Source organism: Streptomyces sp. NPDC037242, from assembly GCF_055604165.1.
In genome coordinates this window covers 72,777-88,339 of sequence record NZ_JBVJUY010000014.1, presented here as the reverse complement: position 1 = coordinate 88,339, position 15,563 = coordinate 72,777, and the positions used below count along the sequence as shown (strand labels likewise).

General features: G+C 72.7%; 14 protein-coding genes. 7 read left to right on the top strand and 7 right to left on the bottom strand.

The genetic code is table 11. The features are described from left to right. Positions 1-11: 11 nt before the first annotated feature. Positions 12-1,643 (bottom strand): carboxylesterase/lipase family protein, encoded by a 1,632-nt coding sequence (locus ACZ7GJ_RS18610; RefSeq protein ID WP_470752965.1) that lies wholly within the window; start codon positions 1,641-1,643, stop codon positions 12-14. A 282-nt stretch (positions 1,644-1,925) separates the two neighbouring features. On the opposite strand from ACZ7GJ_RS18610, the gene ACZ7GJ_RS18605 reads away from it, so the two are divergent. The 5 genes from ACZ7GJ_RS18605 to ACZ7GJ_RS18585 are packed head-to-tail and all read left to right on the top strand — an operon-like array spanning position 1,926 to position 6,411. Next, positions 1,926-3,065, top strand: a complete 1,140-nt coding sequence (locus ACZ7GJ_RS18605; protein WP_470752964.1) for an ABC transporter substrate-binding protein — start codon at positions 1,926-1,928, stop codon at positions 3,063-3,065. Position 3,066: 1 nt separating this feature from the next. Continuing rightward, a complete protein-coding gene (locus ACZ7GJ_RS18600) occupies positions 3,067-3,945 on the top strand; it encodes a branched-chain amino acid ABC transporter permease (protein ID WP_470752961.1) in 879 nt (292 codons plus the stop codon). Continuing rightward, positions 3,942-4,919: a branched-chain amino acid ABC transporter permease gene (locus ACZ7GJ_RS18595; protein ID WP_470752959.1), complete on the top strand. Its 978-nt coding sequence runs from the start codon at positions 3,942-3,944 to the stop codon at positions 4,917-4,919. The genes ACZ7GJ_RS18600 and ACZ7GJ_RS18595 overlap by 4 nt, the downstream gene beginning before the upstream one ends. Beyond that, positions 4,916-5,707, top strand: coding sequence for an ABC transporter ATP-binding protein (locus ACZ7GJ_RS18590; RefSeq protein ID WP_470752957.1), 792 nt, complete (start codon positions 4,916-4,918; stop codon positions 5,705-5,707). The genes ACZ7GJ_RS18595 and ACZ7GJ_RS18590 overlap by 4 nt, the downstream gene beginning before the upstream one ends. A 14-nt stretch (positions 5,708-5,721) precedes the next feature. Further along, positions 5,722-6,411, top strand: coding sequence for an ABC transporter ATP-binding protein (locus tag ACZ7GJ_RS18585; protein WP_470753122.1), 690 nt, complete (start codon positions 5,722-5,724; stop codon positions 6,409-6,411). Positions 6,412-6,454: 43 nt separating this feature from the next. Here the strand turns inward: ACZ7GJ_RS18585 and ACZ7GJ_RS18580 are convergent, their stop codons facing one another. Then, on the bottom strand, positions 6,455-7,723 hold the full coding sequence (locus ACZ7GJ_RS18580) for a PucR family transcriptional regulator (protein ID WP_470752956.1): 1,269 nt from the start codon (positions 7,721-7,723) through the stop codon (positions 6,455-6,457). A 366-nt stretch (positions 7,724-8,089) separates the two neighbouring features. Between ACZ7GJ_RS18580 and ACZ7GJ_RS18575 the strand changes: the two genes are divergently transcribed. After that, positions 8,090-9,436 carry a lipase family protein gene (locus tag ACZ7GJ_RS18575; protein ID WP_470752954.1) on the top strand — a complete coding sequence of 449 codons (1,347 nt, stop codon included), beginning with the start codon at positions 8,090-8,092 and terminating at the stop codon, positions 9,434-9,436. 151 nt (positions 9,437-9,587) lie between these two features. Next, on the top strand, positions 9,588-10,193 hold the full coding sequence (locus tag ACZ7GJ_RS18570; protein WP_470753121.1) for a phosphatase PAP2 family protein: 606 nt from the start codon (positions 9,588-9,590) through the stop codon (positions 10,191-10,193). Between the two features lie 16 nt (positions 10,194-10,209). Here ACZ7GJ_RS18570 and ACZ7GJ_RS18565 read toward each other — a convergent pair whose 3' ends face one another. Genes ACZ7GJ_RS18565 through ACZ7GJ_RS18545 form a run of 5 tightly spaced genes read right to left on the bottom strand, consistent with a single transcriptional unit; the run spans position 10,210 to position 15,562 of the window. Continuing rightward, positions 10,210-11,544 (bottom strand): glutamate-1-semialdehyde 2,1-aminomutase, encoded by a 1,335-nt coding sequence (locus ACZ7GJ_RS18565; RefSeq protein ID WP_470752952.1) that lies wholly within the window; start codon positions 11,542-11,544, stop codon positions 10,210-10,212. A gap of 7 nt (positions 11,545-11,551) precedes the next feature. Next, positions 11,552-12,103 carry a dTDP-4-dehydrorhamnose 3,5-epimerase gene (rfbC, locus tag ACZ7GJ_RS18560; protein WP_470753120.1) on the bottom strand — a complete coding sequence of 184 codons (552 nt, stop codon included), beginning with the start codon at positions 12,101-12,103 and terminating at the stop codon, positions 11,552-11,554. 5 nt (positions 12,104-12,108) lie between these two features. Further along, entirely contained in the window at positions 12,109-13,326 is a 1,218-nt protein-coding gene (locus tag ACZ7GJ_RS18555) for a polysaccharide pyruvyl transferase family protein (RefSeq protein ID WP_470752950.1), read from the bottom strand. Beyond that, positions 13,323-14,270, bottom strand: coding sequence for a glycosyltransferase family 2 protein (locus ACZ7GJ_RS18550; RefSeq protein WP_470752948.1), 948 nt, complete (start codon positions 14,268-14,270; stop codon positions 13,323-13,325). The genes ACZ7GJ_RS18555 and ACZ7GJ_RS18550 overlap by 4 nt, the downstream gene beginning before the upstream one ends. Beyond that, on the bottom strand, positions 14,267-15,562 hold the full coding sequence (locus ACZ7GJ_RS18545; protein ID WP_470753118.1) for a hypothetical protein: 1,296 nt from the start codon (positions 15,560-15,562) through the stop codon (positions 14,267-14,269). The genes ACZ7GJ_RS18550 and ACZ7GJ_RS18545 overlap by 4 nt, the downstream gene beginning before the upstream one ends. Between the last annotated feature and the right edge of the window lies 1 nt (position 15,563).

Sequence of the window (15,563 nt, the reverse complement as noted above, 5' to 3'; positions counted from 1 at the left end):
GGGCCCGGCCGCTACGGCGCCGCAGGATGGTGCAGGCGGCGCCAGTAGCCGGCGACGTCCTCCGCGGCGGTGGTGACCGAGTCGAGGGTCATCGTCGTGCGGGAGCCCCGGCCGTATCGATCCCACTGCGGCATGGGGTGGTGGTTCGGGTCGCCGGTGCGGATGAAGGAGATCCAGGACGCGTGCATGGTCGCGGCGAGACCGTCCCGGACCCTGGGGCCCAGCCCGGCCAGGAAGGGCGCCTGCGACCACTTGTCGAAGTTGTTGAACACGAACGGCAGCTCCAGGCAGTGGGCGGCGGCGAGTTGGCCGTTGTGCGCGGGCGTCGGGAGGTTGAACTGGTACGCCCAGACCGGACGTCCGCGGGCCGCGCGCCGTTCGGCCAGTGCCACGCACGGCATGCGGAACAGCTCGTCGGTGATCAGATCCATCAGCACATCCAGCGGGCGGGCACCCGGGCGGGCCTCCTCGTACGCGGTGTAGGCCTGGGCCGCCCGGCTTCCGAAGGTGTTCCGGGCTCTGGCGAGCACCTGGTCCTTGGTTGCCGAGGCGTACGGCTCGCTGAGGGCGAAGGCGAAGTTCGCCTCCTCCCGGGTCCAGCCGACCAGGACCTCGATGTCCGCCCCGGCGTCGCTGAGCAGCAGGTCGGCCGGGTTGCGGTCCAGCGTGACCCCGTCGAGCACCGGCAGGAACGGGGTCGACCAGTACCCCCACTGTCCGGTGCGCCCGAACATCTCGAAGGTGGCGGCGATCAGGCGCGGCCAGGGCACGGCCCGGAGCTCCGCCACGTCCTTGGCTCCTACGATGTCCAGGAAGGCCGCGGTGCGTTGCAGGGACTCGGCGCGGGTGGGGATCTTCAGCCCGAGCGGCGGGCTCTGCAGGATCGCGCGCCGGAACAGCGGGCGGCCCTTGCTCCGGGCGCCGGCCAGCGCCGCGACCGACAGCGCGCCGCCGGACTGTCCGGCGACGGTGATGTTGTCCGGGTCCCCGCCGAACGCGGCGATGTTCTCCCGTACCCAGTTGAGCGCGGCGAGTTGGTCGGTGAGCCAGAAGTTCCCGTCGGCGCCGTCCTCCCCGAAGTAGAGGTAACCCAGCGGACCCAGGCGGTAGTTGATGGTCACGACGACGAGGTCGCCATTGCGTGCGAAGGTCTCGCCGGAGTAGTTGGGCATCGAGCCGGATCCGGAGATGAAGCCGCCGCCGTGGATCCACACCAGCACCGGCCGTTTGGCGCCGCCGGTCTGGGGGGCCCAGACGTTGAGCGTGAGGCAGTCCTCGTCGAAGGGCGGCGAGCCGTGCGTTCCGAGCACCTGGTCGCCCCCCTCCCGGTAGGGCTGCGGTGCGCTCGGCCCGAAGGCGGTCGCATCGCGCGTCCCCTGCCAGCCGGGGTGGGGCCGGGCCGGCCGCCATCGAAGGGCGCCGACGGGCGGCGCCGCGTAGGGCACGCCCTTGAAGATGCCCAGGCCCCCTTCCGTGCTTCCGCGCAGCCGGCCCGCGGGCGCCTCCACCACCACGGGCGAGGACGCGTCTGCGTGCGGGGCGGCCTGCGCCGTGCCCGCGCCCGGCACGCCGGAGAGCAGTGCGGCACCGGCCAACATCCCGCTGTTCCTGAGGATGTTGCGTCGCGATGGATCGTCGGTCATGTTGCTTCACTCCCTGACTGATCAAGAGCCGTCGCCGATTGGCATAGCGTCATTGTGACGAGCGTCAGTATTGCGCCATGTCCCCGAGCGGGGTCAAGGGGCGCGGCTGCGGGAGAGCAGTAATATCGCGCACTCTTGACGTACGTCGACAATGCGCGATAGACACGTGTCACTTCCGAAGCCCTCAGTGAGCCCCATCAGCAACATCCGGCCATCCAGCGCCGGTTGACAACGTTCGGAGTTTCCATGGCAGGTCGATTTCGTCCCGTTGGTCTGATCGCCGTGACGACGGCAGCCCTCTTCCTGGCCACGGCGTGCGGTGGCGCCAGCCTGGGTACGGGCGGCGACAAGCAGAACGGCCCCTTGAAGATCGGGCTCCTCGTCCCGCAGTCGGGCACCTACAAGGCGCTGGGCGACGACATGAAGCAGGGCTTCGAGCTCTACGTCGCACAGCACGGCGGCAAGCTCGGCGGGCGCGAGGTGGAGATCGTGGTCGCGGACGAAGGGGAGACGGCGGACTCCGGCAAGGCGGCGGCCGAGAAGCTGGTCAAGCAGGACAGGGTGCTGGCGGTGAGCGGCGTCGTCAGCTCGGCCACCATCAACGGGGTCAAGGACCTCTTCGAGAGCAGCAAGGTCCCGCTCGTCGGCTCGAACGCCTCACCCACGACCCTGACCGGGACCAAGTACGTCTGGCGCACCTCGTACGTCAACGACGAACCCGGCAAGGCGCTCGGCAAGCACGTGGCCGAGAAGGCCGGCGGCCCGGTCTTCCTGATCGCCGCGGGCTACCAGGCGGGCAAGGACGAGGTGGACGGCTTCAAGTCCACCTTCCTCCCGGCGGGCGGCAAGATCGCGGGCGAGGAGGTCTACACGCCGTTCCCCGGGACCAAGAACTTCCAGCCGTACCTCGCGCAGATCGAGCGGTCCGGTGCCAAGGCCGTCTTCTGCTTCTACGCCGGTGGCGCGGCCGTCGACTTCGTCAAGCAGTACCGGGACTTCGGCCTGGCGGGCAGGATCCCGCTCTACGCGCCCGGCTTCCTCACCGAGGGCGGAGTGCTCAAGGGGCAGGGACAGGCGGCCGAGGGCATCCTCACCGCGCTCAACTACGGCGCGGACCTGGACAACGCGGCCAACAAGCGGTTCGCCCCGGCATACACCTCCGCTTACGGAGCCGCCCCGACCACGTACGCGATGGCGTCATGGGACGCGGCGCAGGTGCTCGACCGGGCGATCGAGGCCGCCGGTGACACGGTGACCCCGGAGACGGTCAACGCCGCCATCGCCGGGGTGGGCGACGTCGAAAGCCCGCGCGGCACCTGGCGGTTCAACAGCGGCGGCACGCCCGTACAGCCCTGGTACCTGCGCGAGGTCAAGCAGGGCGCCAACACCGTCAGTTCCGAGCTCGTCCGGCTGGGCGGCTGACATGTACGGATGGTTGGACGGCAACTTCGTCAGCGTCATCGACGGGGTCGCCTTCGGTCTGCTGCTGTTCACGATCGCCGTCGGCCTCTCCCTGGTCTTCGGCATGATGGACGTGCTCAACCTGGCTCACGGCACGCTCTACCTCGCCGGGGCCTACGTCGCGTACGCCCTGTCCGACGGGAGCCTGTGGGGCCTGCTCCTCGCGCTGGCGGCCGGCGCCCTCCTGGGCGCCCTGGGCGGGGCGGCGCTGACGTTCCTCACCCAGCCACTGGCCGGGCGCGGGCACCTCGACCAGGCCGTGCTGACGCTCGGCATCACCTTCATCGTCGCCGATCTCCTCGCCGCGGCCTTCGGCGGCGAGGTGCTGCCCACCGACCCGCCGGCCCCGCTGCGCGGGACGGTGGACCTGCTCGGCCACGCCTACCCGGTCTACCGGCTCGTGTTCATCGGCGTCGCGACCGGCCTCGCCGCCGCCGTGTACCTCCTGTTCGAGCGCAGCTCGCTCGGAGCGCTGGTACGGGCCACCGTCGCGGACCGGGACATGGTCCGCGCGCTGGGCGTGGACATCCGCAAGGTGCTCTACGGGGTCTTCGCGCTCGGCGCGGCGCTGGCCGTGGTCGGCGGCGTCCTCGGGGCGCCGATCCTGGGTCCCGGCCCGGGCGTCGACGAGACCGTCCTCGTCCTCTCCCTCGTCGTCGTGGTCGTGGGCGGTCTCGGATCCGTGCGCGGTGCGCTCACCGGCGCGCTCCTCATCGGCCAGGTGCAGACGCTCGGGGTGGCGCTGCTCCCGGAGTACGCCCCGTTCCTGCTCTTCGGCACCATGCTGGTCGTGCTCGTCGTCCGCCCGCACGGCCTGGTCCCGTCGGGGGTGCGCGCATGAGCCGGTCCGGCTTCGAAGCGTCCGCGGCGCGGCGGCTGTCCATGGCCGCCATTGCCCTCGGGCTCGCGGCGGCCCCCTTCCTCCTCGGTCCGTACGCCATCGGCACCCTGTCGCGGATCCTGGTGTTCGCCCTTCTGGCGATCAGCGTGAACCTGCTCACCGGCCTGACCGGACTGCCGACCCTCGGCCAGTCGGCCTACTTCGGCGTCGGTGCGTATACGGCGGCCATCGTCGCGACGCGGCTCACCGACGTCGGGGTGCTCCAACTGCTCATCGCCGCCGGGGTCTCGGCACTGGTTGCCCTGCCCACCGGATGGCTGGCGGTGCGGGCCCGGGGCGTGGTGTTCCTGATGCTGACCCTGGCCATCGGCGAGATCGCCTACAGCGCCGCCGTCAACTGGAAGTCGCTGACCAACGGCACCGACGGGGTGTCCGGCATCCCGCCCGTCGTCCCGCTGCCGGGCATGTCCGCGCTGGAGCTCGACGGGCTGGTGTACTTCTACGTCCTCGCCGTGTTCCTGGTGCTCTTCGCGGCCGTCTCCCGCCTGGGCTCCACACCGTTCGCCCTCGCCTTGCGCGCAATCCGCGACAACGAACGCCGCATGAGCGCGATCGGATATCCCACCCGACGCTACGCCCTGGCCGTCTACTGCGGCGCCGGCGCGCTGGCCGGTGTCGCAGGGGCCCTGTGGGTGTCGGTGCAGCGGTTCGTCTCGCCCGGCGACGCGGGATTCGAGATCGCCGCCCTGGCCCTGCTCGCCGTCGTCATCGGCGGCTCCGGCTCGATGCGGGGGGCTTGCGCCGGAGCCGCGCTCGTCTGGCTCACCCGCGACTACCTCGGGAACCTCGAAGCCGTCGCGGGGCGCGGGCCGCTGCTGCTCGGACTGTTCTTCGTCATCGCCGTCTACGCGCTGCCCCGAGGGCTGGCCGGCGTACGGCTCCCACCCAGACTGACCCGGAAGAGGACGGCGTGACAGAACGCGAACCACTGCAACTACGCCGGGTCTCCCGGCACTTCGGATCCTTCCGAGCCCTGGACGAGGTCGACCTCACCGTGCGCCGGGGCGCCAGGCACGCGGTCATCGGACCGAACGGCGCCGGCAAGTCGACGCTGTTCGGCCTGATCTCGGGCACGCTCGCGACGACCGGCGGAACCATCCTCGTCGACGGGCAGGACGTGACCCGGCTGCCCGTGGACCGCCGGGTCGGACTCGGTGTCGCCGCGACGTTCCAGCACTCCAGTCTCTTCATGCGCGAGACCGTGCTGGAGAACGTCCTGCTCGCCGTCCTGCGCCGTGCCGGTGCCGGTGCCGGTGCCGCTGCCCGTGCCGGTTTCGGGTTCGGCGGCTGGCGGAGGGTGAGCGCCCGGACGGAGGCCATCGAGCAGGCGCGGACGCTCCTCGCGCGGGTGGGGCTGCCCGGCCGGCACGACGTCCTGGCGGCCGCCCTCTCGCACGGCGAACGGCGGCAACTGGAGGTCGCCGTCGCCCTGGCCACCGAACCGCGGCTGTTGCTGCTGGACGAGCCGGCCGCCGGGATGTCCCCGGCGGAGACGGCGCGACTCACCGAACTCGTCGCCGCCCTGCCGGCCGACGTGACGGTCCTCCTGATAGAACACGACCTCGACATGGTCTTCGAGCTCGCCGACACGGTGACCGTCATGCACCTCGGCAGACACCTGAAAACAGGCTCGCCGGACGAGGTGCGGGCCTCCAGCGAGGTCCAGAGCGCCTACCTCGGCACGATGGAGGCCGCCTCGTGAAGCCGTTCTTCAGCATGCGCGGCCTGAGCTCCGGCTACGCCGGGGGAGTGGTCCTGGACGGTGTCGACCTCGACCTCGACGAGGGCGGGATCGTCGCCGTCCTCGGCCGCAACGGGGTCGGGAAGACCACCCTCGTCTCCACCGTCATGGGTCTCGTCCCGCCGTACGCAGGCAGCGTCACCCTCGGCGGACGGGAGATCGCCGGATCCCGGGTCGATGTGATCGCCCGGGCCGGGGTGGGTGTCGTACCGCAGGGGCGCCGGGTCTTCGCCCCGCTGACCGTGGCGGAGCACCTGGCGATCGCGTCGAGGCATACGACCCGGGGCCCGTGGACCAGGGCCCGCGTCCTCGAACTGCTCCCGCGGCTGGGGGAGCGGCTCGGGCACCGCGGAGACCAGCTCTCCGGCGGGGAACAGCAGATGGTCGCGATAGCCCGGGCCCTGCTGGGGAACCCGCGTCTGCTGCTCCTCGACGAGCCGTCCGACGGCCTCGCCCCCGCCATCGTCGCCCAAGTGGGCGAGGTCATCCGGGAGGTGAGCGCGCAGGGCATGTCGGTGGTCCTCGTCGAACAGAACCTGGGGCTCGCCTTCTCCGTCGCCCAGAACGTGGCGGTCATGCAGAAGGGCCGCATCGTCCACGAGGCGGCCTGCGCGGAGTTCCGAGCCAGTCCCGAGGACCGGCGGCGTCTGCTGGGCGTCGACTGACCTCACGGGTCGGGCCCGCGCGGGCCCGCCGCGCTCGCGCCGGTCAGCCGGTGTCGGGCTCGACCCGTCGTACGGGGTCGTGGGCGGCCAGCGCGGCGTGCAGAGTCAGCAGGTCGGCGCCGCGAGCCGCGTCCAGGCCGGTGAGCTCCGTCGCTCTGCGCAGGCGGTAGTCCACCGTGTTGGGGTGGACCTGGAGCCGGGCGGCGGCCCGGCGCCGGTCCATCCCGCAGGCGAGGAAGGTGCGCAGCGTGTCGAGCAGCTCCTGGCGCCCGGCCAGGGGGCCGAGCAGCGCGGCGAGCCCGTCCCTGGCGGGGCTCGGGCGGCTCAGCTGGTACTCCAGCAGCACATCGTCGAGCAGGTAGAGCCCGGGGCCCCGGCCGGACGCCTCCGCCACCCTCCGTACCTCAGCGACCATCCGGGCGGCGTCCGCGACCCCGTCCGGCGCGGCGGCGGCCGCCGCGACCTGCAACTCGGCGCCGCACATCCGACCCAGCTGCTCGACGAGCCGGGTGAGCCGCTCCCGGTCCGCGGCGCCGAAGTCGGCGGCCGGAGTTTCGTACGGGACCAGCACCAGCCCCCCGTCGCCGGACAGCACGGACAGCGGGACACCCGGGGTCTGGCGCTGCAATTCGTTGCGCAGCCGCCGGAGTTTGCGGCGGGTGGCGACGGAGTGGTTCACGCCGGGCCGCAGTTCATCGGGGTGCGGTCCCATGGCGAGGCTCAGGACCAGGTACGCGGGAGGCAGCCGGATCCCGGCACGGTCGGCCGCGGCCTGCGGGTCGCCGCCCTCCAGCAGCCGCGACAGCAGGGACTGCCGGGCGACCTGCTCGTCCCCGAGGGCCGCCTGCCGCTCCTGTACGTACCCTGCCGCGACCGCGCAGCTCACCTGCCGGAGATAGCCGAGCAGCCGGTGCTGGACGAGGAGTACGTCCGGCAGGTCGCCCGGCTCGGCCGTCGCGAGGACCTGGGCCGCGCACTCCTCCGCACCGAAGTGGTAGGCGCCGACGACGGCTTCCAATGGCACGCCCTCGTCGGCGCGTCGGGCCGACGACTCGCTGATCCTCTCCAACTCGGCCTCCTCCGGCAGCTCGCCGTGGCGCAGCACCCGGATGAAGGCCCGGATCCCGCGGTCCACCTCCTTGGTGATCTCACCGCGGAGCTGCTCCGAGGGCAGGGCTCCGTAGGCGGGCAACTGCTCGACGAGCCGGGCCGTCACGGCCGGCGCCAGGGTCGGCGCGGCGGCCAGGAGCCGCTCGTGGACCGGGACGCCGCCGAACTGCGGCCCCACCGCACGCTCCGCGGGTTTGGACATGGTCACAATTCACTCCACGAATCTCTGTTGTGCGACCCGGAGACATGGCCCCGTCCCGCCCCCATGCTGTTTCCAGGACGTTACTGACTAGTTGGTAACACGCCAGCCCGGTGGACCGCCACACGCGTTCAGACCCAGAGCGCATCCTCCACCGGATCCCCACGCCCCCCACCCGCACCGGAGGACCGCCGTGCCCGCGCCGCAGGCCGCCGCGCACCCGTCTGATGACGCCGCCGTCCTGCCGGTGTTGCCCGCGCCGCCTGCGCCCGTTGATCCGTTCATCAGCGCCGACCGCTGACACCTGCCAGCTCCGACAGATCCAGCTGCGACAGATCCAGCGATCCCATTCCACGATTCGGGGGAGTCATGCCCAAGAACGCCGTCCGCCTACTGGCCACCGCCCTTGTCACCGCGATGGCCCTGGCCGCCGCTCCGGCGGCGACGGCCGCCGAGGCCGCCGCGCCCGCGCCGGCGAGTGCTACCGCGAGCGACCCCTTCTACGCCTACACCGGCAGCGAACCCCTGTCCTCGTTCGCGCCGGGCACCGTGCTGAAGACGCGGACGCTCCAGTACCACCTCGTGGGCCTTCCCACCCCGGTCAAGGCGATCCAACTGCTCTACCGCACCACCGACGCCCAGGGTCGCCCGTCCGCCAACGTGACCACGGTGGTGCGCAGCCTGACGGGCGACAGCAGCAAGGCGGTGTCCTACCAGTCGTTCTACGACTCGCTGGACCCCGAGGACGGCCCCTCCCGGGCCATCGCCGGCAACCTCAGCCTGGGCGGCGCCATCGCGAACGTGGAGGCCGTCTTCATGGCGCCGCTGCTGCTCCAGGGCTACAACCTCGTCATCCCGGACACCGAGGGCCAGACCGCCAATTTCGCGGCGGGCCCCGAGTACGCGACCAACACGCTGGACTCGATCCGCGCCGCGACCCGGGCCGCGGAGACCGGTATGAACGCGGACACCAGGTTCGGCCTGATGGGGTACTCCGGCGGCGCCATCGCGACCAACTGGGCGGCCGCGCTCGCCCCGTCCTACGCGCCCGAGGTCAACAGCAAGCTGGTGGGATTCGCCGAGGGCGGTCTGCTCGTGGACCCGGCGCACAACCTCAAGTACGTGGACGGCTCCCTCGTGTGGTCGGGTGTCATCCCCATGGCGATCATCGGCGTCTCCCGGTCGTACGACATCGACCTCAAGCCCTACCTCAACAGCTACGGCCTGGAGGTGTACCGGAAGCTGGAGCGCGGGTCGATCGTCGACGCGCTGGGCCACTACCCCGGGCTGACCTGGAAGAAGATGGCGAAGTCGCAGTACTCCGACCCGAATTCGGTGCCCGCCTTCGTCCAGGTGGTGAACAGGATCAACCTCGGCTCCGCGCCCACCCCGACCATCCCCGGGTTCATCGCGCAGGGCAACGGGGGAGTCCTGGAAGGCACCTTCAGCAACCGCCCGGGCATCGGCACCGGTGACGGGGTCATGGTCGCCGGAGACGTGCGGACGCTCGCCCGGCAGTACTGCGGAACCGGCAACGGCGCGATCAAGTACCAGCAGTTCGACCTGCTCAGCCACGTCGGCGTGCCCGTCATCTGGGCGCCCGTCGCGATGAACTGGCTGAGCGACCGCTTCGCGGGGAGGAACGCCCCGTCCGACTGCGGCCGGATCCCCGCGGGCAACTCCCTGGCGCCGGAGGTTCCGGTGCCGACGTCCTGACTCCTCGAACACCCCGGGGCCCCGTCAGTGCCGACGGCCGACGTGGGGGCACGGCCCGCTGTTATGGTCGCCGGAGGATGTCGGATACGACGGGGGACTCGCGTTGGGCGACCTGACACCGCGGCGCCCGGCGCTGCGCGCGGCGGACGGGATGTGGCTCGGGCTGGTCGCGGCGCTCGCCGCGCTGATGGTCGTCGCGCTCGGGGTGCGGTACGCCGACGCCGGCGAGCCCGGCGCGGTGGACGCGCGGATCGGGGCGGCGGTGGACGCTGTGCGGCCGTCGCCGTGGCGGCAAGTCGCCCTGGCCGTGGACTACTTGGGGGAGCCCCTGGGAGCGGCGGCGCTGGTCGCCGCCATCGTGGCGGGCTGTCTGCTGCTCCGGCGGCTTCGCGCGGCGGCGGTCGTGGTCGGCGGCGCCGGCGCGGCCGTGGTGACGGCGACGCTGCTCAAGCACGTGGTGGGACGCACCATCAACGGCGGCTACCTGTCCTACCCGAGCGGGCACACCGCCTTCCTCACCGCGCTCGCCCTCCTGGCGGCGCTGCTCGCGACCGGCCGTCTCGGCCTCGGCAGGACGGCCGGCGCGCTGTTCGTCCTGGCCTCGGCCCTGGTCGCGGGCGCGGCCATGGGCTGGGCTCAGGTCGCCCTGGGCGCGCACTACCCGACCGACGTCCTCGGCGGCTGGTGCACCGCGCTGGCGGTGGCGCCGACGACCGCGTGGCTGGTCGATCGGGTGGCCGACGCCGGTCGCCGGTAGTGCCACTGACGCTACGTCATGCCAGGCGCCGGAAGACGGGCTTCACCGCCCGCCCGGCCAGCCAGGGGGTGGGGTCACCGGCGTCCAGCGCCTTGCGGTACACCGCGCACGCCTGGGCCACCACCTCGACCGTGTGCTCGATGTCGGCGTCGCCGAGCGCGCTGCTCACCACGAACGACGGGGCCAGCACCCCGCCCATGAGGAGCCGGCGCAGGAACAGCGTGCGGTACTCCTGCGACGGCCGCCCGTTCCCGTCGAGGGTGGCGAAGACCAGGTTGCTGGCCCGGCCCCGTACGACGAGGTGGTCGCCGACGCCCATGCCGGCCGCGGCCTCGCGGACACCGGCGGCCAACCGCTCGCCGAGGGCGTGCAGTTGCGCGGTGATGCCCTCCTCGGCATAGGTGCTCTGCACGGCCATCGCGGCGGCCAGGGAGTGCGTCTCCGCGCCGTGCGTGGTGGACAGCAGGAACACCCGGTCGCCGGGGTGGCGCAACCCGCCCCGTTCCATCAGCTCGCGGCGCCCGGCCAGCGCGGAGACGGCGAACCCGTTGCCCAGCGCCTTGCCGAAGGTGGAGAGGTCGGGGACGACGCCGTACAGGCCCTGGGCGCCCGCCTCGGACCAGCGCAGGCCGGTGATCATCTCATCGAAGACCAGTACGCAGCCGTGCCGGTCGGCCAGTTCGCGCAGGCCCGCGAGATACCCGGGCGGTGGCTCGGTGTGGCCGGCGGGTTCGAGGATCAGGCAGGCGACCTCGCCCGCGTACCGGGTGAGCAGTTCCTCCGTGGCGGCCAGGTCCCCGTAGGGGAACGCCACGGTGAGTTCGGTGGTCGCCGCCGGAATCCCGGCGGACATCGGCGTGGTGCCGATGAACCAGTCGTCGACGGAGAAGAACGGGTGGTCGCCGCAGATGGCCACCCGCGGGCGCCCGGTGACGGCGCGGGCGAGGCGTACCGCGGCGGTGGTGACGTCGGAGCCGTTCTTCGCGAACTTCACCATCTCGGCGGTCGGCACCGTGGCCAGGAACCGCTCCGCCGCCTCCACCTCCACGATGGACGGACGGACGAAGTTGCTGCCGCGGTCGAGTTCCCGCCGTACCGCCTCGACCACCCGCGGGTGGGCGTGGCCGAGGCTCACCGACCGCAGGCCGGAGCCGTATTCGACGTAGCGGTTGCCGTCTACGTCCCACACGTGGGCGCCGCGGCCGTGGCTGACGACCGGGGCCAGGTCCGCGGGGAACTGGTCGTCGCCCTTGGCGTAGGTGTGCGCGCCCCCGGGGATCAACTCGTGCAGCCGCTCGTTCGCCTGCCTCGACCGCGGCAGGTCGAGCTCTTCGGTGTGTTCGGTGGCCACGACTGCCTCAACTCTCCTTGTGCTTGAGGACCTCGGCGAGGCCCGGTGCCTCACGGTCCCGCTGGGACATCGACGTGGCCGGCAGCGGCCAGGGGATGGCGAGCTCCGGGTCGTCGAAGGCGATCGTCACGTCCTCGGCCGGATCGTGCGGGCGGTCGATCCGGTACGAGGTGTCGGCGGTCTCGGTCAGCGCCTGGAAGCCGTGCGCGCACCCCGCCGGGATGTACAGGGTCGTCTGCGTCTCGCCGGACAGCTCGAAGGTGGCCACGTTGCGGTAGGTCGGCGAGTCCGTCCGCAGGTCAACGACGACGTCGAAGACCATCCCGTACGAACACCGCACCAGCTTGGCCTCGCCCGCACCGGAGCGCAGGTGCAGCCCGCGCAGCACGCCCCGGACCGAGCGGGACAGACTGTCCTGGACGAAGGCGTCCGGGTCGATGCCCACCGAGCGGACCACGTCGGCGTCGAAGGTGCGGCAGAAGAAGCCGCGTTCGTCGGCGTACGGCGTCGGTTCGAACAGGTACGCACCGGAGATCGCCGGGACTTCGGTCGCTTTCATTGCGGTCATGGAGCCTTCCGCGCGGTGTGGGTGTGGTCGGTTGCCGTGAACAAGGCCGTGGTCAGGGCGGTGAACTGGTGCTCCAGGCGCCGCGCGGCGTCCTGGTTGCGCTCGGTGAGGGTGCTGCGCAGCTCCGCCGCCCGCCCCTCCAGTGCCCGGAACTGTTCGAGCAGCCGGTCGGCGTCGACCTCCCGGGCGGGGTGGCAGTATGCGGCCAGGCCCATCTGAGCCATCAGCGCGTCACTCTTCGCCGCGTAGCTGAGTGCGAGCGTCGGCGTGCCGACCTTCAGCGCGCAGACCAGGTTGTGGTACCGGGTCGCCACCACGGAGTCGGCGGCCGCCATCTCCTTCATCAGGTCGGCCAGCGAGGCCGTCTCGGCGGAGGTGACCAGCGGCGAGTCCACCGCGTCGATGATCGCGTCGACCACCGGCGCGTCGCACTCGTCGCCGGTGACCAGCCGGACAGGCCTGCCGTCCTCGACCAGTGCGCGCACGAAGCGGATCGTCCCGTCCAGGTAGCGCCGGTGGATCTCCCCGGCCCGGGCGCGGTCGTCGTCGCCGCCGTGGAAGTCCATGACGCCGACGCAGACGGGGCCCGGCGCTCCCGGGTGCGCGCCCGCCCCCGGTGTCGGCAGGGCGAAGGCGAGGTCCGGGTACACCTCGTCGCGCGCGGTGTCCACGCCCATCGCCCGCATCGCGTCACGGGACGGGGCGTCCCGGTACGACCGGTAGGCGGCGAGCCGCGCCGACCACCGCACCAGGGTGCGCGTGGGCCGGTTGCCGATCTCGGCGGCGCCGACGCCGACCAGCGCGACCCGGGTGCCGAGCAGCCGGCCGCTCGCGCACAGCAGGAACAGCGAGTACGGGAAGCCCCACGGCCGCAGGGGCAGCGTGGCCTCCAGCACGCCCATGCCCGGCACGATCACCACGTCGTGCCGGCGCACCCAGGCGGCGGTGCGGAAGACGTCGACGAGTTTGCCCACGCCCTTCCCGGCGACGGCGCCCGCCCGCGACGCGGTCCGGTACTCCCCGCGGAACCAGTGCAGCCGCGTCGCGGAGATCCCGTACCGGCTCGCGACGATCTCGGGCCCGCCGCACAGCGCGTCCACGACGGCCTGCGGGTGTTCGGCGCGGAGGTACCCGAGCACGGCCTCCAGCGACCCGTCGTTGCCGAGGTTGCCCGAGCCGAGCAGGCCGAACACCCCGACGCGCGGGGGAGTCACGTCCGCCTCCCTTCGCGGCCCGCGACGACGGCGTCGACGGAGACGGTCAGCAGGGCCGGGTCGACCGGGGCCCGGTCCTCGACCCGCTCGCCGGCGCCCGGCCGGACCCGGCTGGTCATCCAGGCGGCCAGGTGGCCGTAGCAGGCGCGCCGGTCCGCCGCGGACAGCGGCGCCCGCCGGATCGCCGCGACGAAGCCCCAGACGTACTCGGCCAGCAGCCGGGGCGTCGGGTGCAGCGCGCCTGCCCGGCGCGGGTCCAGATTGACGCACCGGGAGCGCTTGCCGGGGTTCGCCCGCTCGGCGCGGGTGGGGTGGTCGCGGCGGAAGTACAGCAGCTCCGGCACCTGGTGGAAGGGCCCGTGCAGGACGATCTCGGCGACGAACGTACGGTCCGCGTGGTGGTAGCTGTCGTGCGGCTTCACCCGGCGCAGTACGTCGGCCCGCATCACCCCGTAGAAGTCGTCGCCGCCGGGCGCGAACAGGAAGCTGCGGAAGCGCTCCGGCGCGTGCGGCGAGTCGGTGGCGATCCCGTACTCGTACGGGACCTTCACCCGGCCGTCGCCGTCGATCACGGCCTGCCCGGAGTGCGCCAGGACGATCTCCGGCCGCTCGTCGAGCGCCTCCACGCAGCGCTTCAGCAGGTCCCGGGCGTACAGGTCGTCGTGCGAGGCCCACTTGAACAGCTCGCCGCGGCACTCGGTGAACACGTGGTTGTGGTTCGGTGCGGCGCCGATGTTCCGGGGCAGCCGCAGGTACCGGATGCGCGAGTCCTGCGCGGCGTACTTGCGGCAGATGCCTTGGGTCCCGTCGGTCGAGGCGTTGTCGGAGATGACCAGTTCGAAGTCCTCGTAGGTCTGGCCGAGCAGGGCGTCGAGCGACTCGGCCAGGTACTCCTCGCCGTTGTACACGGGCAGGCCGATGCTCAGCCTGGGTCGGGCGGTCATTGCGTCCTCACTTCGGGGATCGGGTTGGGATGGTGCTCGCGCAGGGCGGACCGCAGCTGTAGCCACCACACGGCCGAGCCGCTCAACGTCGCGGCCGCGACGCCCCAGGCCGAGCCGACCGTGCCGGCCACGGCCGCCCCGCCGAGGCCGCCGCTGACGTAGAAGGTGGAGGCGATCAACTGGCAGCGCAGGCTGCGCCGGGCCGCGGCGAGCGCCCGCAGCCCGGCCGCCGCGCCCGTGCCGAGGCTCGCGCCCACGACGCCGAGCGTGGCCGGCACGATGAGCTCCGACGCGGAGCTCCAGACGTCGCCGAGTACGAGCTCGCCGCCCCGGTCCGGCACCAGCAGCAGTGCCGCGCCCCAGAGCAGCGCGGCGGTGGCCTGCCCACCGCCCAACAGGAGGCAGAACCTGCCCAGCCGGTGCGGGGCCCGCCGCAGCACCCGCGCCGCCTCCGCGACGGTGACCAGGGACAGCCCCATCAGCACGGCGAGGAACGGGCCGAGCAGGAGCTCGGCGCCCCGGACCGCGCCCACCGAGCCGACCCCGACGATCGCGCCGAGCCCGTACGCCCGCAGTTGGGCCGCGCCGCTGAGGCTGACGTTCTCGACCAGGTACCGGGAGCCCAGGTCGCGGTGCTCGCGAAGCCACTCGCGCGCTCCGGCCAGCCGGGGCAGGATGCCGCACTGGAAGCAGCCGTACCCCGCGGCCACCGCGGCGGACGCGCCCCAGGCGAGCACGAAGGCGGCCACGCTGCCCACGCGGGCCGCCACCACCATGGCCGGGACGAGCGCGACGCCCATCAGGAGGTCGTTGACGAACGCCTTGCGCCCGGCGCCCGCGGCGAAGAACGAGAACCGCCAGGCGTCCTGGAGCAGCAGCCCCGGCAGCACGGCGCCGAGGCAGGCGAACGCGGGCCCCACGGGGCCGCCGAGCGCGAGGCCGACCGCCAGGCACGCCGCGCCGATGGCGCCGCCGACGCCGAGGGCGGCGCCCGACGACCGGGCCACCGCCCCGCGCCAGGACGCCTCCGGCGCGCCGCTGAAGCGGACCACCAGGGGATCGGTGGCCAGCCCGCGGGAGACGTTGAGCACCACGCCGTAGGTCACCCAGGCCAGGCTGAACACACCGAACGCGGCCAGCCCCAGCGAGCGGGCCACGTAGATCCCCACCGCGAAGTTGGTCATGCTGGAGGCCGCCTGGTCGGCCAGCCCCCAGGACAGCCGCCCGGCCATGGCCCGCGTGGCGGTCCGCCGCTGCGCCGGTGTCGTCGCGTTCTCCCCGTCGGTGGTCATG